The organism is Streptomyces hesseae (genome assembly GCF_031845785.1).
Classification (GTDB): domain Bacteria; phylum Actinomycetota; class Actinomycetes; order Streptomycetales; family Streptomycetaceae; genus Streptomyces; species Streptomyces hesseae.
This window is the reverse complement of the sequence record NZ_JAVRFI010000010.1, coordinates 75,824-96,176: the sequence shown is the minus strand read 5'-3', so window position 1 is coordinate 96,176 and position 20,353 is coordinate 75,824. Positions and strand designations below refer to the sequence as shown.

At 68.1% G+C, this 20,353-nt stretch carries 17 protein-coding genes and 1 pseudogene; 12 read left to right on the top strand and 6 right to left on the bottom strand.

Annotated features, from left to right (window positions below):
• The first annotated feature begins 4 nt into the window (after positions 1-4).
• From RM609_RS17535 to icmA, 4 genes are all read left to right on the top strand, one after another.
• A complete protein-coding gene (locus RM609_RS17535; RefSeq protein ID WP_311611951.1) occupies positions 5-373 on the top strand; it encodes a hypothetical protein in 369 nt (122 codons plus the stop codon).
• A 107-nt stretch (positions 374-480) separates the two neighbouring features.
• Positions 481-1,050: a MarR family winged helix-turn-helix transcriptional regulator gene (locus RM609_RS17530; protein WP_311611950.1), complete on the top strand. Its 570-nt coding sequence runs from the start codon at positions 481-483 to the stop codon at positions 1,048-1,050.
• 48 nt (positions 1,051-1,098) lie between these two features.
• The gene (locus tag RM609_RS17525) at positions 1,099-1,437 is read left to right on the top strand and encodes a DUF3817 domain-containing protein (RefSeq protein WP_311611948.1); all 339 of its coding nucleotides are present in this window, start codon (positions 1,099-1,101) and stop codon (positions 1,435-1,437) included.
• 121 nt (positions 1,438-1,558) lie between these two features.
• Positions 1,559-3,259, top strand: coding sequence for a coenzyme B12-dependent isobutyryl-CoA mutase large subunit (gene icmA / locus RM609_RS17520; RefSeq protein WP_311611947.1), 1,701 nt, complete (start codon positions 1,559-1,561; stop codon positions 3,257-3,259).
• Between the two features lie 120 nt (positions 3,260-3,379).
• On the opposite strand, the gene RM609_RS17515 is transcribed toward icmA, so the two are convergent.
• Positions 3,380-5,200, bottom strand: coding sequence for an FG-GAP-like repeat-containing protein (locus RM609_RS17515; RefSeq protein ID WP_311611946.1), 1,821 nt, complete (start codon positions 5,198-5,200; stop codon positions 3,380-3,382).
• Between the two features lie 153 nt (positions 5,201-5,353).
• Positions 5,354-5,881, bottom strand: coding sequence for a hypothetical protein (locus tag RM609_RS17510; protein WP_311611944.1), 528 nt, complete (start codon positions 5,879-5,881; stop codon positions 5,354-5,356).
• A 366-nt stretch (positions 5,882-6,247) separates the two neighbouring features.
• On the opposite strand from RM609_RS17510, the gene RM609_RS17505 reads away from it, so the two are divergent.
• Positions 6,248-10,177 (top strand): polymorphic toxin-type HINT domain-containing protein, encoded by a 3,930-nt coding sequence (locus tag RM609_RS17505; protein WP_311611942.1) that lies wholly within the window; start codon positions 6,248-6,250, stop codon positions 10,175-10,177.
• Positions 10,178-10,410: 233 nt separating this feature from the next.
• A complete protein-coding gene (locus RM609_RS17500) occupies positions 10,411-10,539 on the top strand; it encodes a hypothetical protein (protein WP_311611941.1) in 129 nt (42 codons plus the stop codon).
• Between the two features lie 146 nt (positions 10,540-10,685).
• Here the strand turns inward: RM609_RS17500 and RM609_RS17495 are convergent, their stop codons facing one another.
• Complete coding sequence (locus RM609_RS17495; RefSeq protein WP_311611939.1) at positions 10,686-10,916, bottom strand: hypothetical protein; 231 nt, start codon at positions 10,914-10,916, stop codon at positions 10,686-10,688.
• A 429-nt stretch (positions 10,917-11,345) separates the two neighbouring features.
• On the opposite strand from RM609_RS17495, the gene RM609_RS17490 reads away from it, so the two are divergent.
• Entirely contained in the window at positions 11,346-12,092 is a 747-nt protein-coding gene (locus RM609_RS17490) for a DUF5919 domain-containing protein (RefSeq protein WP_311611938.1), read from the top strand.
• Between the two features lie 4 nt (positions 12,093-12,096).
• Complete coding sequence (locus RM609_RS17485; protein WP_311611936.1) at positions 12,097-12,564, top strand: NUDIX hydrolase; 468 nt, start codon at positions 12,097-12,099, stop codon at positions 12,562-12,564.
• 33 nt (positions 12,565-12,597) lie between these two features.
• On the opposite strand, the gene RM609_RS17480 is transcribed toward RM609_RS17485, so the two are convergent.
• Positions 12,598-13,266 (bottom strand): TetR/AcrR family transcriptional regulator, encoded by a 669-nt coding sequence (locus RM609_RS17480; RefSeq protein WP_311611934.1) that lies wholly within the window; start codon positions 13,264-13,266, stop codon positions 12,598-12,600.
• A 193-nt stretch (positions 13,267-13,459) separates the two neighbouring features.
• On the opposite strand from RM609_RS17480, the gene RM609_RS17475 reads away from it, so the two are divergent.
• The 4 genes and pseudogenes from RM609_RS17475 to RM609_RS17460 all read left to right on the top strand — a co-directional run bounded on the left by RM609_RS17475 (position 13,460) and on the right by RM609_RS17460 (position 17,546).
• Positions 13,460-14,431, top strand: a complete 972-nt coding sequence (locus RM609_RS17475; RefSeq protein ID WP_311611933.1) for a tetratricopeptide repeat protein — start codon at positions 13,460-13,462, stop codon at positions 14,429-14,431.
• A gap of 582 nt (positions 14,432-15,013) precedes the next feature.
• Positions 15,014-15,664: a DUF6230 family protein gene (locus RM609_RS17470; protein ID WP_311611932.1), complete on the top strand. Its 651-nt coding sequence runs from the start codon at positions 15,014-15,016 to the stop codon at positions 15,662-15,664.
• A 138-nt stretch (positions 15,665-15,802) separates the two neighbouring features.
• Positions 15,803-16,207, top strand: a pseudogene (locus RM609_RS17465) (DUF6114 domain-containing protein); the annotation flags it as partial.
• A 31-nt stretch (positions 16,208-16,238) separates the two neighbouring features.
• Entirely contained in the window at positions 16,239-17,546 is a 1,308-nt protein-coding gene (locus RM609_RS17460) for a hypothetical protein (RefSeq protein ID WP_311611930.1), read from the top strand.
• Between the two features lie 69 nt (positions 17,547-17,615).
• Here RM609_RS17460 and pyk read toward each other — a convergent pair whose 3' ends face one another.
• Together pyk and RM609_RS17450 are read right to left on the bottom strand one after the other, a co-directional pair.
• Positions 17,616-19,043, bottom strand: a complete 1,428-nt coding sequence (gene pyk, locus RM609_RS17455) for a pyruvate kinase (RefSeq protein ID WP_311611928.1) — start codon at positions 19,041-19,043, stop codon at positions 17,616-17,618.
• A gap of 84 nt (positions 19,044-19,127) precedes the next feature.
• The gene (locus tag RM609_RS17450; RefSeq protein WP_311611926.1) at positions 19,128-20,339 is read right to left on the bottom strand and encodes an acetate kinase; all 1,212 of its coding nucleotides are present in this window, start codon (positions 20,337-20,339) and stop codon (positions 19,128-19,130) included.
• Positions 20,340-20,353 lie beyond the last annotated feature (14 nt).

Here is a 20,353-nt window from a genome sequence, read left to right as displayed (position 1 = left end):
CCCGATGTTCGGCAGGAGCAAGGACAGGGACCAGGGCGGGGACAAGGGCAGGGACAAGGGCAGGGACATGGATCCCGGCGTCGTCGTGCTGCGCGACTCGCAGGCCCTGGCCGACGCCGTCCGCGAGGCGCTGGAGACGGCGAGCGAGGCCGAGCGGCCGGGCCTGGAGCGGGCCGCCGGCCTGATCGCGCTCCACGCCGCCCGCCCCGAGCGCGAGATCCGGGCCGAGTGGACGCGCGGCATCCTCGCCACGGCCGGTGTGGACCCCCGGGAGCAGGAGGTCCACGCGGTACGGGCGCTGCGCCGGGCCGAGCCCGGGCTGAGCCTGAAGTCGGCGGTGCAGCTGGTGCGCGAGGCGGTGGACCCGGCGTAACGCGGCCCGCGTACCGGCCCGGTGCCGCCCGGCCCGGTTCTGACCGGGGATGTCCGGAATCCGGAACAGGCCCGGCCGGGGCGGGGCCGACGGGTACGCTCGATGCCGTGCCGAAGCCGCTCAGCCTCCCCTTCGATCCCATCGCCCGCGCCGACGAGCTCTGGAAGCGGCGCTGGGGGTCCGTGCCGTCCATGGCCGCGATCACCTCGATCATGCGGGCCCACCAGATCCTGCTGGGCCAGGTCGACGGGGTCGTCAAGCCGTACGGGCTGACCTTCGCGCGCTACGAGGCGCTGGTGCTGCTGACCTTCTCCAAGGCGGGCGAGCTGCCGATGTCGAAGATCGGCGAGCGGCTGATGGTCCACCCGACCTCGGTCACCAACACCGTGGACCGGCTGGTCACGGCCGGTCTCGTGGACAAGCGCCCCAATCCCAACGACGGCCGGGGCACGCTCGCCTCGATCACCGACAAGGGCCGTGAGGTCGTCGACGCGGCCACCCGGGACCTGATGGCGATGGACTTCGGGCTCGGCGCGTACGACGCCGAGGAGTGCGCGGAGATCTTCCGGGTGCTGCGGCCGCTGCGGGTGGCGGCGGACGACTTCACGGAGGAGGACGGCGACGAGGCGGGCGGCGACGAGGCGGGCGGCGACGTCGCCGCCGACGAGAACGCGTAGGGCGGGGCGGCGAAGATCGCCCCGGAACATGCCGTTACGCTCGCCTGCATGAAGAAGAGCGTGCTGACCCGCTACCGCGTGATGGCGTACGTCACCGGTGCCCTCCTGGTCCTCCTGACGATCGGCGTCATCGCCAAGTACCTGCTGGACATGGACGGCGCCGCGGGCCCGACCCGGGTCGTGGCCATCGCGCACGGCTGGCTGTACGTCCTCTACCTGGTCTTCGCCTTCGACTTGGGCTCCAAGGCCCGCTGGCCGTTCGGCAAGCTGGCGTGGGTGCTGATCGCCGGCACCATCCCGGGCGCCGCGTTCGTGGTCGAGCGCAAGGTCTCCCGCGAGCTGGAGCCGGTCGTCACGGACGAGGCGGACGGTCCCGTACGGGCCTGACGCCCCCGCCCCGCTTTCTCGGCACCTCGGCGCGCCCCGGACACGTCCCTTGTGTCCGGGGCGTTCTTGCGCGAGGATTTACTAGGACGTCCTACTAAATGCCGAGGCGGCGGAGGCCACCATGGACGCAGATGCGATCGAGGAGGGGCGCCGCCGCTGGCAGGCCCGGTTCGACGCGGCCCACAAGCGCGACGCCGACTTCACCACCCTCTCCGGCGCGGCGGTCGCCCCCGTCTACGGACCCCGCCCCGGCGACGCCTACGAGGGCTTCGAACGGATCGGCTGGCCCGGCGAGTACCCCTTCACCCGCGGCCTGTACGCCTCCGGCTACCGCGGCCGCACCTGGACCATCCGCCAGTTCGCCGGCTTCGGCAACGCCGAGCAGACCAACGAGCGCTACAAGACGATCCTGGCCAACGGCGGCGGCGGGCTGAGCGTGGCCTTCGACATGCCCACCCTCATGGGCCGCGACTCCGACGACGGCCGTGCCCTCGGCGAGGTCGGCCACTGCGGCGTCGCGATCGACTCCGCCGCCGACATGGAGATCCTCTTCAAGGACATCCCCCTGGGCGACGTCACCACGTCGATGACCATCAGCGGCCCCGCCGTCCCCGTCTTCTGCATGTACCTCGTCGCCGCCGAGCGCCAGGGCGTCGACCCCGGCGTCCTCAACGGCACGCTCCAGACCGACATCTTCAAGGAGTACATCGCCCAGAAGGAGTGGCTCTTCCCGCCCGAGCCCCATCTGCGCCTGATCGGCGACCTGATGGAGCACTGCGCCCGCGCCATCCCCGCCTACAAGCCGCTGTCCGTCTCCGGCTACCACATCCGCGAGGCGGGGGCCACGGCCGCGCAGGAGCTCGCCTACACCCTCGCCGACGGCTTCGGCTACGTCGAGCTGGGGCTCAGCCGCGGCCTCGACGTCGACGCCTTCGCCCCCGGTCTGTCCTTCTTCTTCGACGCCCACGTCGACTTCTTCGAGGAGATCGCCAAGTTCCGCGCGGCGCGCAGGATCTGGGCCCGCCGGCTGAAGGAGATCTACGGCGCGCGCACCGAGAAGGCCCAGTGGCTGCGCTTCCACACCCAGACCGCCGGGGTCTCCCTCACCGCCCAGCAGCCGTACAACAACGTCGTACGGACGGCCGTCGAGGCCCTCGCCGCCGTGCTCGGCGGCACCAACTCCCTCCACACCAACGCCCTGGACGAGACCCTGGCCCTCCCCAGCGAGCAGGCCGCCGAGATCGCCCTGCGCACCCAGCAGGTGCTGATGGAGGAGACGGGCGTCGCCAACGTGGCCGACCCGCTGGGCGGTTCGTGGTACGTCGAGCAGCTCACCGACCGCATCGAGGCCGACGCCGAGGAGATCTTCGGCCGGATCGAGGAACGCGGCCTGCTCTCCCACCCCGACGGCCGGCACCCCATCGGCCCCATGACCTCCGGCATCCTGCGCGGCATCGAGGACGGCTGGTTCACCGGCGAGATCGCCGAGAGCGCCTTCCGCCACCAACAGGCCCTGGAGAAGGGCGCCAAGCGCGTCGTGGGCGTCAACTGCCACCACGGCTCGGTCACCGGCGACCTGGAGATCCTGCGGGTGAGCCACGAGGTGGAGCGCGAGCAGGTGCGCGTTCTGGCCGACCGCAGGGCGCGCCGCGACGACGCCCGCGTCCGCGCCTGTCTGGAGACGATGGTGGCCGCCGCGCGCGACGGTTCCAACATGATCGCCCCCATGCTGGATGCCGCACGTGCCGAGGCCACACTGGGGGAGATCTGCGACGCGCTGCGGGCCGAGTGGGGGACGTACACGGAACCGGCGGGTTTCTGAATTCCCGGAGTCGGGCCTCGCCCGGCAGTCAATCGCTTTGGGTGAGACAACTCCGTGAAGTGATGATGGGGGGCCGGTTCCTTCAAGGAGCCGGCCCCCCATCATCGAGATCAATCCGTGCTACAGCTTGTTCGTCCAGACCTTGCGGGGCTCGTTGAAGCCGTCGCCCTTGCTGGTGAAGGTCCAGAGCCCGGTCTCGTTGCGGCCGTCGGTGCTCTGGCCGTAGTCGTAGGTGATGCCGACGTCGGTCTTGCCGTCACCGTTGAAGTCCCCGGCGGTCAGTTCGCTGGCGTTCCAGTTCCAGGCGTCGATGGAGCCCGGGACGCCGCTCTCCCAGAGCTTGAGGGGGTCACGGAACCCGGTGTCGGTGCCGTAGAACATCCACAGGGCGCTCTTGTTGCGGCCATCGTTGGTCTTGTCATAGCCGTAAAGGACGGCGACATCGGCCTTGCCATCGCCGTTGAAGTCACCGGCGGCCACCTTGCTGGTGTCCCAGTTCCAGCTCCGCCCGCCACTCGTCCACGCGTTGCTGTCCCAGGCCTTGTGGGGTTCGCTGAAACCGTTGTTGCCGTTGGAGGTGAAGAACAGAGCGGTCTCGTTACGGCCGTCGCTGGTCTTGCCGTACCCGTAGAGGATGGCGAGGTCGGCCTTCTTGTCGCCGTTGAAGTCGCCGGACGTCAGCTTGCTGGTGTTCCAGTTCCAGCTGTCCGTCCCGCTCTCCCACACCTTGACGGGGGCGGCGAAGCCGTTGCCGTTGCTGGTGAAGGTCATCAGCGTGGTCTCGTTGCGCCCCTGCGGGTTCTTGCCCAGCCCGTAGAGGACGGCCAGGTCGGCCTTGCCGTCGCCGTTGAAGTCGCCGGCGGTCACCTTGCTGTTTTCCCAGTTCCAGCTCTTCCAGGCACCCGAGCCGCTCTCCCACACCTTCTCGGGGGCGTTGAAGCCGTTGCCATTGCTGGTGAAGGTCCACAGGCCGGTCTTGCTGGCACCATCGCTGGTCTTGCCATAGCCGTAGAGGACGCCGATGTCGGTCTTGCCGTCACCGTTGAAGTCACCGGACGTCAGCTTGCTGCCGTCCCACCGCCAGGCGTCGAGCGCCCCCGCCGCGCCGGTCTCCCACACCACGCGCGGCTCCCTGAAGCCCTCACCATTGGCGGTGTGCACCCACAGGGCGGCCTGGCTCATGCCGTCCTTCGACGGGCCGTAGTCCGTAAGCATGGCGACGTCGGCTTTGCCATCGCCGTCGAAGTCACCCGTGGTGGTCGCGTACCGCTTGGGCAGGGAACGGACCTGCTGGATCCAGCCGGTGACGTCGTCCACGCGAGTGTCGACGGCTCCGGTGCGGGTTTCCTTGGGGTCGGAGCCGAGACAACCGCCCTGCCAGAAACGGCTATGAACTGTGGCAAGTTCGTAGCGGCCGTTGACTTGGCGGAATGCCGGCCCGCCGGTGTCGCCCTGGCACATGACGGCGTCGGGAGACTTGCCTGTGAGGCGGAGCGTCGAGTCCTTGACCGAAGCCACGGAGAACGTGGCGCTGTGCAGGCGGTCCGGAACCCACTCGGTCTTGGTGCGGCCGTATCCGGCGATCAGCAGGTCCTCACCCACGGTCGGGGCCTTGGCGGGAAGGCCCACCGCAGCGATGCCGGTGACTGGAGTAGCCATGCGGGCCATGACGAGATCACGGTCCTGACGAGGGACAAGTTCCACGACGTCCCGCGTCTGGCCGGCTTCACCGGTGGTGCCGGTACGGCCGATGGTTGCCGTGGTCTTGAGCTTGGGTGCGCCAGCGGCGATCTTGAAGTCCTGTGCGGGGCTGTCGGCGAAGCAACTGGCGGCAGTGATCAGCCACTGCTCATCGACCAGGGCGGCGGAGCAGCCGTGCTGTTCGCCGATGGTGAGCTTTGCTGTGAAGGTGAACGCGCCGTCCTTGGCGCCGTCACCCACGACGGCAACAGCCGGAGTGGCGATCAATAGGCTCGTCGCGGCAGTGGTTGCAAGCAGTCCGGCCACCCGGGCTATCCGCGGTTGTCTGGCGGGCATGGTGTTCCTGTCTGAGGCAGAAAAGGCGGTTGTGCTGGTGGTGCGGGAGGCCGGCCGTCAGCCGATGAGCCGGAGCTCGACCAGGATCGCGGTGTTGTCGTCCTGGTCAGGTTTGCCCTCGCCGATGCTGCCGACCTTCTTCTTGCTGTTGACCTCGACGGTCTCTGTACGCCCGGCAACGATGCCGGTCGCCCGTACCGCATGGCCACCGGTCATGATGTTGAAGGTTTCGGGGACTTCGAGGGTGAGGTAGCCGTTTTTGCCGTCGCCGGTCACCTTGAAGCAGTACGTGTTCTTGGGGTTCTGTCCAGGGTGCGTCTTCGACGTCATGATGGCGATGTCATTCGAGACACCGCAGTCGGCGAGCAGGATGTGGCCGTCGCCCTTGCGCAGGGTAATTCCGCGCTCCTCCTGGATCTTTGCCGCGTCGGGGTAGCTGAAGGTCTCCACCCCGGTGGGCGGTGTGTCGTCATCGCCGCCAGGAGCCGGATCGGCTACGGCAACGCCGAGGGCCGAGAGGCCGAGGACGACCGAAACGGCACCGGCAACGCCTGCAAAGAGCGTCTTGCGTGCGTGCGATATCACCAGAGTTTCCTTACAGGTGAATGCAACGGCAACAGCCGTGCGTAATAGCGAGATAAAGGCAGTTCGGCGAAAGCTATCATCTCGCCTGATTTCGATGGGTCGTTGAATCTCATTCAGGCCATTATTTGACCTGAATGAGTGCGTTACTTCGAGTATGTCGACGATGGGGCGGAGGAATCGAAGTCAATCTGCCCGACCGGTGCCGGGTTAACCGTTAAACCAGGGTCAAGAACGAGCTATGCAGGCCCCAAAGGGCGGTTATGCTCACCGCGCCGAAGTACGGCACTCGGTATGTGACAAGGAATGAATTCAGTAGTGAGAGACAACCTCTACTTGAGTAGATCCGGGGGGATGCGGGGGCTCGGCATGCATACGCTGCGCCTGCGCCTGCTCCCGATGGCGCTCGTCTTAGGTCTGCTCGGGGCGGGACCGGCTGCGGCGGACGGGACACCGGTGAACGGTGACGGGGCTCCTCTCGTCACTGATCGGAGCCGAGTCGTCGACCTATGGGAGCTCGGTGGACGCCACGTCAAGACAGCGGCCGAAGCCGCGCTCATGGGGAGCGACGAGGACGTCCGCAAGTTCCTCGCCGAAGGCAAGGACGCCGCTGAGCGCAGCGATGACCTCATCGATGCGACCCGCATCGCTGGGGCGGGTGGGGCGAAAGTCCGGCAGGCTGCGTACAACGCCCTTACTGGTTCCGCCGAGGACCTGCACAACTTCCTCAAGGACGGCTGGCAAGAGCCGCATGAGACGGACCTGAAGATCGCGGCCACGCGCATCGTCAGCACCGGCGGCCCTGCGGTCAGGCGAGCAGGGACGGCCGCGCTCCAAGGGTCCGTGGAGGACATCCGCAAGTTCATCGACGAGGGCCAGTACGAGGCGCGCGACTCCGATGACAAGATCCGGGTCACCCGGATCCTGGACGCGGGCGGACCGGCGACGAAGGAAGCCGCTGAGGTCGCGCTACGGGGCTCTATCGAGGACATCCGGGAGTTCCTGAACGTCGGCCAGTACATCGCCCGTTCCCGTGACCAGGAGCGAGCCACCGTCTCCCAGCTGGCCCAGCAGGCGAAGGAAGCCGGTGAAGTCGCCAAGCGGCAGACCGAAGAGGCCAAGGCGGCTTCGGAACGCGCGGTGAAGGCAGCAGAACTGGCCAAGGAAGCCGCGAAGAGGGCGGCAGCCGAGACGAAGGCAGCAGGCAAGGACGCGGGCCGGGCTGCCGATGCCGCAGGCCGTGCGGCGGACGCCGCGGCAGGCGCTGCTCAGGCGGCACAGGAGGCCATCGGGGCTGCGCAGGCCGCCAACTACGCGGCGAGGATGGCCGCGAATGCCGCGGCTCAGGCCTCGGCTGCGGCCGCAGCTGCTGCCGAGGCAGGGGCACGAGCGCGTGACGCCGCTGCGGGCGCTGCTATGGATGCCGGTCTTGCGGACGCGGCAAAGGAGGCCGCCGAGGTCGCGCACAACGCGGCCAAGGCTGCTGTCACATCGGCGGAGGCTGCTTCACAGGCCAAGGCCGCTGCCCAAGCTGTTGATGTCGCCGTAAGTGCGGCCATCAGCGCTGCCGAGAACGCTGAAGTGGCAGCCGCTTCGGCGGACGAGGCCGGCGGGTACGCGGGTGAGGCAGCTGAGCAGGCCGCACTGGCCCGCGAATGGGCGGGTACGGCTCGCAGCCAGGCTCGGGAGGCCGCTCGTGCGGCCAAGCGAGCTCAGTACCTGGCCAGGGTCGCTGCGGGCGCGGCGGACGAGGCCGAGCGGGCTGCTCGCTCCGCCGCTGTGCACGCCGAGAACGCGGCGAAGGCGGCCGAAGAAGCCGCCAAGCACGCCGGTGAAGCGGCCACGGCGGCCGAGCAGTCCAAGAACCATGCGAAGGCCGCCCAGGAGGCAGCCGATCAAGCGAACTCCGCTGTGGCCACCGCACGCAAGGTGCAGGACGTCGCCCGGCAGGTCGAGGAAGAGGAGCTCGAGACCAGGAAGAACGCCAGGATCGCGCAGGCCAAGGCACTTTCGCAGGCGAAGGAGAAGGCCAAGGCCGAAGCGGCACGTGCGGAGAAGAAGCGCAAGGATCTCGACGACGAGGCGGCCCGCCTGGCCGCCGAGGCAGCCAAGCCGGGCGTCGACGCCAAGGAGATGGCCGTCAAGGGCCGCAAGGTGGCCGTCTGGGCGATGAGGGCTCGCGGTCCTTGGAGCCGGGCGGCAGCCAAAACCGCGTTCGCCGGCAGCGACGACAAAATCCGCGAATACTTACGGACCGGTCTGCAGCAGGCCACGTTTGAGGACGATCGCGGGGAGGTCCAGCGCCTGGCTCTGGAAAGCAGCCTCGACAACGTCCGCAAGGCAGCGAAGGAGGCGCTCAAGGGCGACGCGAAGCAGATCGGCGAGTTCCTGAGCAAGGGCCAGCACGAGGCCGCTCGGACCGATTACCAGATCCGTGTCACTCAGATCGCCGACGCCGGTGGCCGCAAGGTCAAGGATGAGGCACGCGAAGTCCTCCTGAGCGGCTCGGTCGACAAGCTGCGGGAGTTCATCAGCGAAGGCCAGTACGCCGCCCGGGAGATCGACGAGCGCATCCGTGCCACCCAGCTCACAGACAGCGGAGGCCCCGAAACCAAGGCGGCGGCCGAGGTCGCTCTTCATGCGCCACGCGAGTACCTGCATGCCTTTATCCAGATGGGGCAGTACGCCACGGCTCGTCAGGACCACCTTGCCGCGACGCACATAGCCTCGGTCAAACAGCTCATCGCCGAAGCGTCGGTAGCCGCCGCGACCGCGCAGAAGAATGCCGCCGAAGCAGCCATCGCGGCGCTGACGGCTGATAAAGCAGCTACGGACGCGAAGAAGTATGCGGATCAAGCGGCCGAGTCGGCAGGTAAGGCAGTTGAATACTCCTCGCAGGCCAAGGGATTCGCACAGCAGGCTGAAGTATCGGCAACAGATGCAGCCAAGTCGGCACAGTCAGCCACCGAGGCAGCTGCCGCCGCAGAAAGCGATGCCGCAGCCGCAGAAGAATATGCAGACCAGGCTCAAACATCGGCTGATTGGGCCAGTTCCTTCGCCGACGATGCATATGCGTCGGCTGATATAGCAGAAGAATACGCACGGCAGGCCGGCGAAGATGCCGATGCCGCCAAGGTTTATACAGCAAAGGTCCAAGCGCGCGTTTTCGAACTGCAGGCGATCGAATATGAAGAGGCACTCGCTCAGAAGAACGCCGAGGATCAAGCGCACGAAGAGGCTAAAGCGGTAGCAAAGCGCAAGCGCGAAGAAGTAGAAGCCCAGGCCCGGGACCGTAAAGTACGCCCCTTGCTGCCAGACGGATATCGCTGGGATGACCCGGAGACATGGACCAAGGAAGAAAAGTTCGTCTGGAACTTGCTTGATGGTCCTGCTGTCCTCGAGTGTAAGGAGGAATTTGGCTTCAACAAGACCTGCGGGTGGGCAGCCTTGGCAATCGGCCCGGTGGGTAAGGGCGGGAAGCTTGCCAAGTTGGGCGGGAAGGCGGCGGAAGGGGTCGAATGGCTCGTAAAGAAAACGCGCTTCTTCCGAAAAGGCTGCAAATGCTTCTTGGCGGGCACCAAAGTGCTGATGGGCGATGGATCGACAAAGAATATCGAGGACGTCCATCAAGGCGATCAGGTCCTTGCAGCCGACCCGCTGAGCGGGAAGACGGCACCACGTCGAGTTGCCCATTTGATCGTCACGGAAGACGACAAGCACTTCAATGAACTGACGATCGACACCCCGGGCGGGCTTGAGAAGCTCACCGCAACTCACGAGCACCCGTTCTGGAGCCCGTCGGAGCGTAAGTGGCTCGAAGCTGGGGACCTAAAGCCCGGCAACAGTCTCTTGAGCAGTGATCAAACCGCGCTCCGGGTTCAATCCAATCGCCCCTACGATCAACGCGCACGTACCTACAACCTTTCTATTGAAGGTCTCCACACGTACTATGTGCTTGCGGGATCAACTCCGGTGCTCGTCCATAATTCAAGTGGAGCTTGTGCTGTCAAGCTGACGCGGGGAGAAAAGGTTGCGGCGGCGCGTGGTGTAGATGATCTTTCTCCTGAGTTGCGGAAGAGTTTAACCAAGTTTATGAAGGGGAGTCCTGGTGCAGCTGAGATCCCCGAGATAGTCCGCCTCGCTGGAGGTGGCGCCGAGTTCAGTTACAAGGTCCCGGGGATAGTTCCGAAGTCTTTCGCGATCTACCGGAAGCGAGTTAACTCCGAAGGTGTTACGGAGATGACCATCAAGACGACGTTCCTTCCGGATGGGAACATTGCCCACGTCAAGTTCAAGTAAGGATTCCGCCGAGTATGGGCTCAGAGACATGTGCGGCGCTTACTAGCCTGATCCGATGGAATGCCTCCTTGGACGGCTTGATTGAAGACGCCAATCGTTGTGATCGGCACGATGGGCCTCCAGTATGCCTGAATCGCACTGTTGTCAGGGATGTCCTGCAACGGTGCGTAGCGGGAGAATTGAATATCGTTGAACTACCTAAGTGGTCCGGAGCGGTGCATATGCTGGATCGCTTGGAGTTCGACGAGCCAGATGTTGATTTGCTGACCCAGTTCCTCTTCGAAGTGTCGACCCCAGAACTGTTTGAGCCCGTCACCGTGGACGTATGTCGGCGGTGGATCGACCGGCTTGCACAGGCATAGCGGCTAACTCACATGTAGGCGTCAGGGGCCCCGGTGGATGAAGATCCGTCGGGGCCCCTGGGTGTTTGGCGGTTATCCCCTCGCGGCACTTCTGGGGCCCGGGGGCATGACACCTGAGCTATGTAGTTGAACGATCGCGTGGGTGCTCATCTTCCCCTTCTTGCGGCGGCGTTCGCGGCCTTGACCTTCGCGGACATCACTTCGTTGGGCGTCGCCGGTCGAAGGAAGCACGGGTGTGCGTCCCAGTCCGAGCCGCCTTCGCCCTCAAGTGGCCTGAGCCTGACGCCGTCGCGGCCGATGCTCACCACTCGGCCAACCCTGTACCAGACGGGGTCGAGGGCATACGAGCCGACGGGGGTCTTCGTGGAGGCGTTCACCGGTTCACCTCTTCTTCGCACGAGGGCTGCCTGGGCACGATGTTCAGACCGTGGGCCGTCGCGATCACGACGTACTCGCCGCCCGAAAGAGGGGCGCACTGGTAACTCTGGGGCACCTGAGCGCGGTTGTGCGGGGTGGGGGCAGGCGGCGGTGCCGCCTGGTGAAGTGCGGGGGCGCTGGTGGGGGCATGCAGGTCCAGACCGAGGAGCTTCCTCAGCCACCAAATCCGCTTCGAGCTAGAGTTGCGCATGTCGACGCTCCTTTTCAGCGTTGGCCACGCCCCCGGACCGATTGCGCGGTCGCGGGGGTTTCTTCGGTCAAGAACCAACACTTGCGAACCGGACGGGGCGTTCCTACCGCCTTCCGGGGACGTTGGGCACGGAGTCGGAGTACGTTGCGAAGCGTTCCAAACGTCCCTGGGGGTATCCGTGAACGAAGCACTGCGCCGTGCCATGGCTCAGGCGCGGGTGACCGACCGCCAGTTGGCTGATCGGTGCGGCGTTGACGTCAAGACCGTTGGCCGATGGATCACCAGGCCGGAACGGGTTCCTCACGCCCGGCACCGCTGGGCGGTCTGCGAAGCGGTCGGAGAGGACGAAGCCGTGTTGTGGCCGGCAGCCGCGAAGAAGGCGATCAAGGTTGGGCCGGACCGTGAAGTCATCTCGGTCTATCCATACCGCTCTGCTTGTCCGTCGTCGCTGTGGCGCTCACTGATCACCAAGGCGGAGCGGGAACTGGCATTCGCTGGGTACACGAACTACTTTCTCTGGCTCGAGCAAGCACGGTTCGGGACGGCGCTGCGCCGTAAGGCGACGCAGGGGTGCCGTGTGCGGTTCTTGCTCGGCCATCCTGAGAGCGACCTGACACAGGCGCGGGAGCAGGAGGAGGGGGTCGCGCTGACCCTCTCCACTCGTATCCGCGTGACGCTCGCCGAGCTTGAGAAGATCAAGGAGCAGGCAGGCATTGACGCGAGGTATAGCGACGGGCACGCGTACCTCTCGGTGTTCCGCTTCGATGACGACATGATCGTGACTCCCCTGCTCACTCATCACGTCGGGCACGATGCTCCCACGCTGCATCTGCGCCGGCACCAGAACGACGGCATGTTCGACCGCTTCGCCTCGCACGTCGAGCAACTGTGGAACCGGGGAACTCCGGTATGGGGAGGAGAATGACGCGATGGGTAGGCGCGACTACGAGGACGATCCGCACGCCCCGGCCGCGAACAGCCTCGTTCCGGCTGCCTCCGCCGTCGTGGTCGATGACGCCGGGCGCGTCCTCCTCCAGCGCCGCCGCGACAACGGCATGTGGGCGCTCCCCGGGGGCGGGATGCGTATCGGCGAGTCGCTGCCGGACTGCGCGGTGCGCGAGACCAAAGAGGAGACCGGAATCGACGTCGAGGTCATCGGGATCGTCGGTACGTACTCCAACCCTCGGCACGTCTTCGCCTACGACGACGGCGAGGTGCGGCAGGAATTCTCGATCTGCTTTCTGGCGCGCCAGGTGGCGGGGTGTCTGGCGGTGTCCGAGGAGTCCACGGACGTCCGTTGGTTCGAGCCCGGGGAGATCGACGCGCTTCCCATGGTTCCCGGCATCCGGAAGCGCGTGGACGACTGGCGGCACGGCAACATGCCGGCTGCCCGGTAGGTGCCCCGCAGGCCGCCCGGCCCTCGCGCGGGCCTATGCGGAGGCAGGCCCATGACCCGATGTCTGGCCCCCTGGCCCCGCCATCGATGCCAGCCCGCCCACCAGCAGCCCCGCGAGGCCGCTCGCCCACTCCGGGTCCACCGGTTTCGCGCTTACCAGGGTGCGGTGGACCACCGCGCCGGCGATGACGTCGAAGATGAGGTCCGCGTTGCGGTGTGCCGCGGCCGTGTCCTCTTCATAGGGCAGCTCCCCGCGGGCCTGGGCGCGGGCTCGGCCCAGGAGGACCAGGGACTTCTGGCGGTCCACGATCGCGGAGCGGATGCGGTCGCGCAGCGCGTCGTCGCGGGTGGATTCGGCCACCACCGCCATGAGGGCCGTCTTGGTCTCGGGCCGTTCCAGCAGCGCGGCGAACTGGAGGACGACGCCCTCGATGTCGGCCTGGAGGCTGCCGCGGTCGGGGAGTTCCAGGTGCTCGTCGAAGAGGGCGGCCACCGCGTCCACCACGAGTTCGTTCTTGCCCGCCCAGCGGCGGTAGAGGGTGGTCTTGGCGACTCCCGCGCGGGTCGCGACGTCGCCCAGCGTCAGCTTGCCCCAGCCCAGCTCGACCAGGGCCGCGCGGGTCGCGTCGAGGATGGCGCGGTCGGCCTCGGCGTTGCGGGGGCGGCCCGTGCGGCGGGCCGGGGGAGGGGCGGTGGAGCTCATGGAGGGACCTTACCGCCGAGTAGGTCGCCGGGTATGAGGCAGATCACAGGGCCGGGGAGTGGTCGTTGCAGTTACGCTACGGCTCGTAGCGTAAGAGCGACAACCACAGGCGCCCGGTGGGGACCCGGTGCCGACAGTCAGCCGTTGTCCGCCGGTTTTCCGGTTCGCCGTGCCGAGGGGGGAGGATAGGGCCATGCAGCCACGGAATATGTCCATGAGTGGAGTGGTCGACCTCGCCGCGGTGAAGGCGGCCGGGGAAGCGAAGCAGAAGGCGGAGCAGGTGCGCGCGGAGGCCGTGCGCCAGGGTGTGGCCCCGGCAGCGGGCCGCCTCGTCTTCGACGTCGACGAGGCCGGCTTCGAGGCGGAGGTCCTTCAGCGGTCCGCCGAGGTGCCCGTCGTCATCGACTTCTGGGCCGACTGGTGCGAGCCGTGCAAGCAGCTCGGCCCGCTGCTGGAGCGGCTGGCCGACGAATACGCGGGGCGCTTCGTCCTCGCCAAGGTGGACGTCGAGGCCAATCAGCTGCTCTTCCAGCAGTTCGGCGTCCAGTCCATCCCGGCCGTGTTCGCCGTCGTGGCCGGCCAGGCCCTGCCGCTGTTCCAGGGCGCGGCCCCCGAGGCCCAGATCCGTCAGGTGCTCGACCAGCTGATCGCGGTGGCGGAGCAGCGCTTCGGCATCGTGGGCGCGCCCGTCGCGCCGGGAGAGCCGGGAGAGGGGGGCGAGGCCGCCGCGCCGCAGGCGCCCGCCGGCCCCCACGACATCGCCCTGTCCGCCGCGCACGACGCGCTGGACGCGGGTGACCTGGGCGGTGCCGTCCGCGCCTACGAGAACGTGCTGTCCGACGACCCGGCCAACGCCGAGGCCAAGCTGGGGCTCGCCCAGGCGCAGCTCCTCCAGCGGGTCCAGGGCATGGACGCGCAGGCGGTGCGCAAGGCGGCCGCCGACGCGCCGGGCGATGTGACCGCGCAGATCGCCGCCGCCGATCTCGATCTCGTCGGCGGGCATGTCGAGGACGCCTTCGGGCGGTTGATCGACGCCGTGAAGCGGACGGCGGGGGAGGACCGCGACGCCGCGCGCGTGCGGCTGCTGGAGCTCTTCGAGGTGATCGGTCCCGACGATCCGAGGGTGACGGCGGCGCGTACCGCGCTGTCCCGCGCCCTGTTCTGACGGGCGCTCGACGGGCACTCGTCCCTCCCTCGTCACAGGCGGAACGGGCGACTGCGCTTTACCAAAACTTGGTAAACGCGGCCACTGTTACGCGCGGTAAGGAAAACCCGGGCATTCGCCCGGGTTTTTCTGTTGTGCCCCCTCGGTCGCGGTTACGTTCCGGCGTCGTGCGGCCAAGTGCCGATACATACCGGCCGTCCGTTGGTTATCCGCTCGTTACTCGCAAGTAATCAACCTCTTGTGCCCCGGCCCGCGATGGACCACGATCGGGCCAGCCCGGTCCGCTCCCCGCCCGGCCGTCGGTCGTGCGCGGGTCGCGGGTCCCCACCGGGCGGGCCGGCGGCACATCCGCCGGTTCTGGGACAGGGGGGTCCCCGTGCGTCAACGGCGGGGCCTGTTCCGCCGGTTGCGCGAAGGCGTGGCCAGTGGTTGTCGCTCGGGGGTGATCGCCGGTGTGTGACGGGCGCGGCAGGCGCCAGCGGACGCCACGGTGCTCTTCTTCCCGAGGACGTAGCTCTTCTCCCATCCCCGCGCGGGCCGCCGGCCCGCACCGGGGATGTACGTCCGAGAAGGAGGAAAGTCGTGAAGGACCGGACTCGTGGTGGGACCAGATGGCGCAGGTTCGCCGTCGTCATGGTGCCCGGTGTCGCGGCCTCGGCCGCGGTCGGTGTGGCGGTCGCGCAGGGCGCCCTCGCGGCGTCGTTCAGTGTTTCGGGCCAGCAGTTCAAGGTCGCGGCCGGGAAGATGGTGGGCGAGGACTTCGTCCAGTACGGCGCTCTCGAGCAGAACTCGAAGGGTGCCCATCCCGTGGCGGTCGTCGGCGTGAACCACGCCACGATCAACAATCTCTGCCAGTCCGTCGTCGTCCCCATCCCGCTCATCGGCCAGGACGTCTCGATGGTGCTCAAGGCGGGCGACAAGGAAGCGGTCGACGCCAAGCAGCTCTACATCGACGCGGACGTCCTCAAGGCCGACGCGGAGTTCGAGGACATCGACATCGGCGTCTCGGTGGACGACACCCTCAAGGGCAAGGGCGCCGGCAAGGGCCCCGGCCCGCACGCCGGTGACAAGTACGTGCCGGGCTCGTTCGCCCAGCAGGCCAAGAAGGTCACCTTCACCAATGCCAAGCAGCGGGCGTGGGCGACCACGGCGGGCACCTTCACTCTCAAGGGCCTGAAGATGAGCGTCGGCTTCGGCAAGAACGAGTGCTTCAAGGACTCGGAGCTGGAGTGACGGGACGGGCGTGGACCGGGCCGCCCGGCCCACGCCCGGACCCGGCCGCCCTCCGCGACCGCGTTCGTGGCCGCGACCGCGTCCGCGTCCGTGAGCGCCACGCATCACCGATTCGCCAGTCCCGAGGAGCTGTACACCATGAGCGCCGATACGCGACCACGGCTGATCGACACGCTCGGCCGCACCCGCCGTTCGTTCTGGGACTGGCGGGGCCGACGCCCCTTCTGGGGCGGGCTGTTGTGCATCCTGGCCGGTGTCCCGGTCATGTACATCCCGTACCAGACGGTCTCGCTGGGCGATCTCCAGTTCCGGATGGCCACGACGGCCGGCGCCGGATCGCTGATCATCGGCGTGCTGCTGATCGTGCTGGGCCTGACCATGTGGTACCAGCCGCAGTCGAGGGTCTTCGCCGGTGTCGCCGCGATCCTCCTCGCGCTGGTCTCCCTCGTCGTCTCCAACTTCGGCGCCTTCCTGATCGGATTCCTGCTGGCGCTGATCGGCGGTGGCCTGGGGGTGTCCTGGGCGCCGGGGCAGCCGCAGCCCGCGCCGGCCGACGAGTTTGCGGGGAGGCACCGTGCCGACTGACCACGCACACGGCGGCGTGCGCGGTCCGCGTCACGCCGCGCCGAGAAAGCCGCTGCTGGCCCGGCTGAACATGCCGGCCGGCAAGGCGGTCGCCCTGGCGGCGATGCCCGGTGCCGTGCTGATGGGCATGGGCCTCACGCCCACACTGGCCCAGGCCAAGCCCGCACAGCCGTTGAACCCCTTTGGGGACGCGGGGTGCGTGACCGCGCCGGACGTGACCCCGGAGACGCCGGAGGGCGGGACGCCCTCGCCGCAGGCAGGGAAGGACACGGGCGCGAGCCCGGGGCCGACCGAAAGCCCGGGTACGGGCACGGGCGCGAGCCCCGGGGCCGTGGGGGCCCCGGGGGCCAAGGCCAAGCCCATACCCGCACCCGTGCCCGTACCCGAGGGGCAGCCCTCGCCGTCCGCGTCCGCGAAGCCCACGCCCGTACCGGATCGCGTTCCGGCACCGGTTTCCTCGCCTTCCAAGAAGGTGAACCCGCTGGATCCGCTGGGTCTCGGCGAGAAGCTGACCGACATCCTGACCGGCCGGAAGAGCGAGGCGCAGCCGGCCGCGCCGACCACCGCGACCGGCCCGTCGACGTCGCCCTCGCGCGCACCGTCGCCCGCGCCGTCACCGTCGGCGCGGTCGGCACAGCCGCAGGCGGGCAAGGCCACGCCGGGAGCCGGACAGCCCGGGCCGACGACCGGACCGAAGGCGTCCGCGACCCCGTCCCCTTCCGCGACCCCGTCCCCTTCCGCGTCCGCCACGGAATCGCCCACCCCCTCGCCCACCGGGGAGGCCGGCGACAAGCCGCCGGTTCCCTGTCCCAAGGGCACGGTCGTCGACGAGAACGAGAAGCGCGCCTTTCCCGGGCAGCCCTGGTACCTGGAGGCGAGCAGGCTCACCCTCACCGGTCTCACCTACGAGGGCGTCAAGCGCATCACGATGGCGAACGGGCAGCAGAAGCAGGTGCTCAAGTTCACCGCGGACGCCCTGGACATCAGGGATCTGCACCAGATCGTCAACAGCCGGGGGAAGCAGTACCACGTGGCCGGGATGGGGACGACCTCGACGCTCAAGGCCGCCAAGGGCGACAAGATCACCATGTACACGGAGGAGCTGAAGGGGAATCTCCTCGGGGTCCTCCCGTCGACCCAGTCGCCGACGCACCTGCCGCCGCTGATCCCGGGGCTGAAGCTGCCGATCCCGATCTTCTTCACCCATGTGAAGATCCGTCAGGCGGGGCAGTTCGGCGGGACGCTGCACATCCCGAACCTCCGCCAGTACCTGACCGACGGCACGTATCCGCAATAACGGCCGTGGCCGCCGCCCCCGCGAGGGGGACGGCGGCCACGGCCGTCGTGCGCGTACCGGCGCCGGAACCTAGCGGTTCTCGCCGCCGAGGTGGTGCACCCGCACCATGTTGGTGGTGCCGGGGATGCCGGGCGGGGAGCCGGCCGTGATGATCATGATGTCGCCCTCGGTGTAACGCTTGAGCTTGAGCAGCTCGGCGTCGACCAGGTCGACCATCGCGTCCGTGTTGTCCACGTGCGGGACCACATAGGTCTCGACGCCCCAGCTCAGCGTGAGCTGGTTGCGGGTCGAGGCGTCCGTGGTGAAGGCCAGGATCGGCTGCGCCGTGCGGTAGCGGGACAGCCGGCGGGCGGTGTCACCGGACTTGGTGAAGGCGACCAGGGCCTTGCCGCCCAGGAAGTCCGCGATCTCGCACGCGGCGCGGGCGACGGAACCGCCCTGCGTACGCGGCTTCTTGCCCGGGACGAGCGGCTGGAGGCCCTTGGAGAGGAGCTCCTGCTCGGCCGCCTCGACGATGCGGGACATCGTCTTGACGGTCTCGATCGGGTAGGCGCCGACCGAGGACTCGGCGGAGAGCATGACCGCGTCCGCGCCGTCCAGGATGGCGTTGGCGACGTCAGACGCCTCGGCACGCGTGGGACGGGAGTTGGTGATCATCGACTCCATCATCTGGGTCGCGACGATCACCGGCTTGGCGTTGCGGCGGCACATCTCGATCAGGCGCTTCTGCACCATCGGGACGCGCTCCAGCGGGTACTCCACCGCCAGGTCGCCACGGGCCACCATCACACCGTCGAAGGCCATGACGACCTCGATCATGTTCTCGACGGCCTGCGGCTTCTCGACCTTGGCGATGACCGGCACGCGGCGGCCGACCTGGTCCATGACGCGGTGGACGTCCTGGACGTCCTTGGCGTCGCGGACGAAGGACAGCGCCACCATGTCGCAGCCCATGGCGAGGGCGAACTTCAGGTCCTCGATGTCCTTCTCGGACAGCGCCGGGACGTTCACCGCCGCGCCGGGCAGGTTGATGCCCTTGTGGTCGGAGATGACACCGCCCTCGATGACGATCGTCTTCACGCGCGGGCCGTCGACCTCGGTGACCCGCAGCTCGACGTTGCCGTCGTTGATCAGGACCTGGTCGCCCTTGACGACGTCGCCGGGCAGGCCCTTGTAGGTCGTGCCGCAGATCGTCCGGTCGCCCGGGACGTCCTCGGTGGTGATGACGAACTCGTCACCGCGCACCAGCTCCACGGGGCCGTCCGCGAAGGTCTCCAGGCGGATCTTCGGGCCCTGGAGGTCGGCCAGCACGCCCACCGCGCGGCCGGTCTCCTCCGAGGCCTTGCGGAGGCGGTTGTACCGCTCCTCGTGCTCCGAGTGGGACCCGTGGCTCATGTTGAAACGGGCCACGTTCATACCGGCCTCGATCAGCGACTTCAGCTGGTCGAAGGAGTCGACGGCAGGGCCCAGGGTGCAGACGATTTTGGAACGGCGCATGGGGCAGATCCTATCGGTTTGTTTCGGAGCGGAATATTCGAGCTGTGGGAAAGACCAAGGAACGGTTTATGAAGCATCCGCCGATCAAGAGCTGACCAGCGCGTACGCCTGCGTGGCGATCTCCAGCTCCTCATCGGTCGGGACCACCGCCACCGCCACCCGCGCGTACTCGGGGGAGATCAGCCGCGGCTCGCCCGAACGGATCTCGTTCAGCCCGGCGTCCACGACCAGGCCCAGCTCCTCCAGGCCCGCCACGGCGGCCTCGCGGACCGGGGCCGCGTTCTCGCCCACGCCCGCGGTGAAGGCCACGGCGTCGACCTTGCCCAGGACCGCGTAGTAGGCGCCGATGTACTTCTTCAGCCGGTGCACGTAGATGTCGAAGGCGAGCGCCGCCCGCTCGTCGCCCTCGTCGATGCGCCGGCGGATCTCGCGCATGTCGTTGTCGCCGCACAGTCCGATCAGACCGCTCTTCTTGTTGAGGAGCGAGTCGATCTCGTCGACGGACATCCCCGCGTTGCGGGACAGGTGCAGCAGCACCGCCGGGTCCAGGTCGCCGGAGCGGGTGCCCATGACCAGGCCCTCCAGCGGGGTGAGGCCCATGGAGGTGTCGACGCAGCGGCCGCCCTTCACCGCGGAGGCCGAGGCGCCGTTGCCCAGGTGGAGGACGATGACGTTGACCTCTTCAGGGGCCTTGCCCAGCAGCTTCGCGGTCTCGCGGGAGACGTAGGCGTGCGAGGTGCCGTGGAAGCCGTAGCGGCGGATCATGTGCGCGTCCGCCGTCGCGGTGTCGATCGCGTAGCGCGCGGCCGACTCCGGCATCGTGGTGTGGAAGGCGGTGTCGAACACCGCGACCTGCGGCAGGTCCGGGCGCAGCGCCCGGGCCGTGCGGATGCCGGTGATGTTGGCCGGGTTGTGCAGCGGCGCCACCGGGATCAGGCGCTCGATCTCCGCGACGACCTCGTCGGTGATCAGGGTCGGCTCGGTGAACTCGCTGCCGCCGTGCACGACGCGGTGGCCGATCGCGGCCAGCTCCGGGGAGTCCAGGCCCAGCCCGTCGGCGGCGAGCTCCGCCGCGACGGCCTGGAGGGCGGCGTCGTGGTCGGCGATCGGGCCGGTGCGCTCACGCTTGTCGCCACCGGAGGCCAGCGGGGTGTGCGCCAGCCGCGAGGTCTCCTCGCCGATGCGCTCGACCAGACCGGCGGCCAGCCGGGCGCCGTCGGCCATGTCGAGCAGCTGGTACTTGAGCGAGGACGAGCCGGAGTTGAGGACGAGGACTCGGGTGGCGTTGGAAGTCATCTGGGCTTTCCGTG

Excerpts from the sequence above, each read along its gene's own strand:
- RM609_RS17535 (WP_311611951.1), top strand. The coding sequence starts at position 5 with ATGTTCGGCAGGAGCAAGGACAGGGACCAGGGCGGGGACAAGGGCAGG.
- RM609_RS17525 (WP_311611948.1), top strand. The coding sequence starts at position 1,099 with ATGAAGAAGAGCGTGCTGACCCGCTACCGCGTGATGGCGTACGTCACC.
- icmA (WP_311611947.1), top strand. The coding sequence starts at position 1,559 with ATGGACGCAGATGCGATCGAGGAGGGGCGCCGCCGCTGGCAGGCCCGG.
- RM609_RS17505 (WP_311611942.1), top strand. The coding sequence starts at position 6,248 with ATGCATACGCTGCGCCTGCGCCTGCTCCCGATGGCGCTCGTCTTAGGT.
- RM609_RS17485 (WP_311611936.1), top strand. The coding sequence starts at position 12,097 with ATGGGTAGGCGCGACTACGAGGACGATCCGCACGCCCCGGCCGCGAAC.
- RM609_RS17480 (WP_311611934.1), bottom strand. The coding sequence starts at position 13,266 with ATGAGCTCCACCGCCCCTCCCCCGGCCCGCCGCACGGGCCGCCCCCGC.
- RM609_RS17475 (WP_311611933.1), top strand. The coding sequence starts at position 13,460 with ATGCAGCCACGGAATATGTCCATGAGTGGAGTGGTCGACCTCGCCGCG.
- pyk (WP_311611928.1), bottom strand. The coding sequence starts at position 19,043 with ATGCGCCGTTCCAAAATCGTCTGCACCCTGGGCCCTGCCGTCGACTCC.
- RM609_RS17450 (WP_311611926.1), bottom strand. The coding sequence starts at position 20,339 with ATGACTTCCAACGCCACCCGAGTCCTCGTCCTCAACTCCGGCTCGTCC.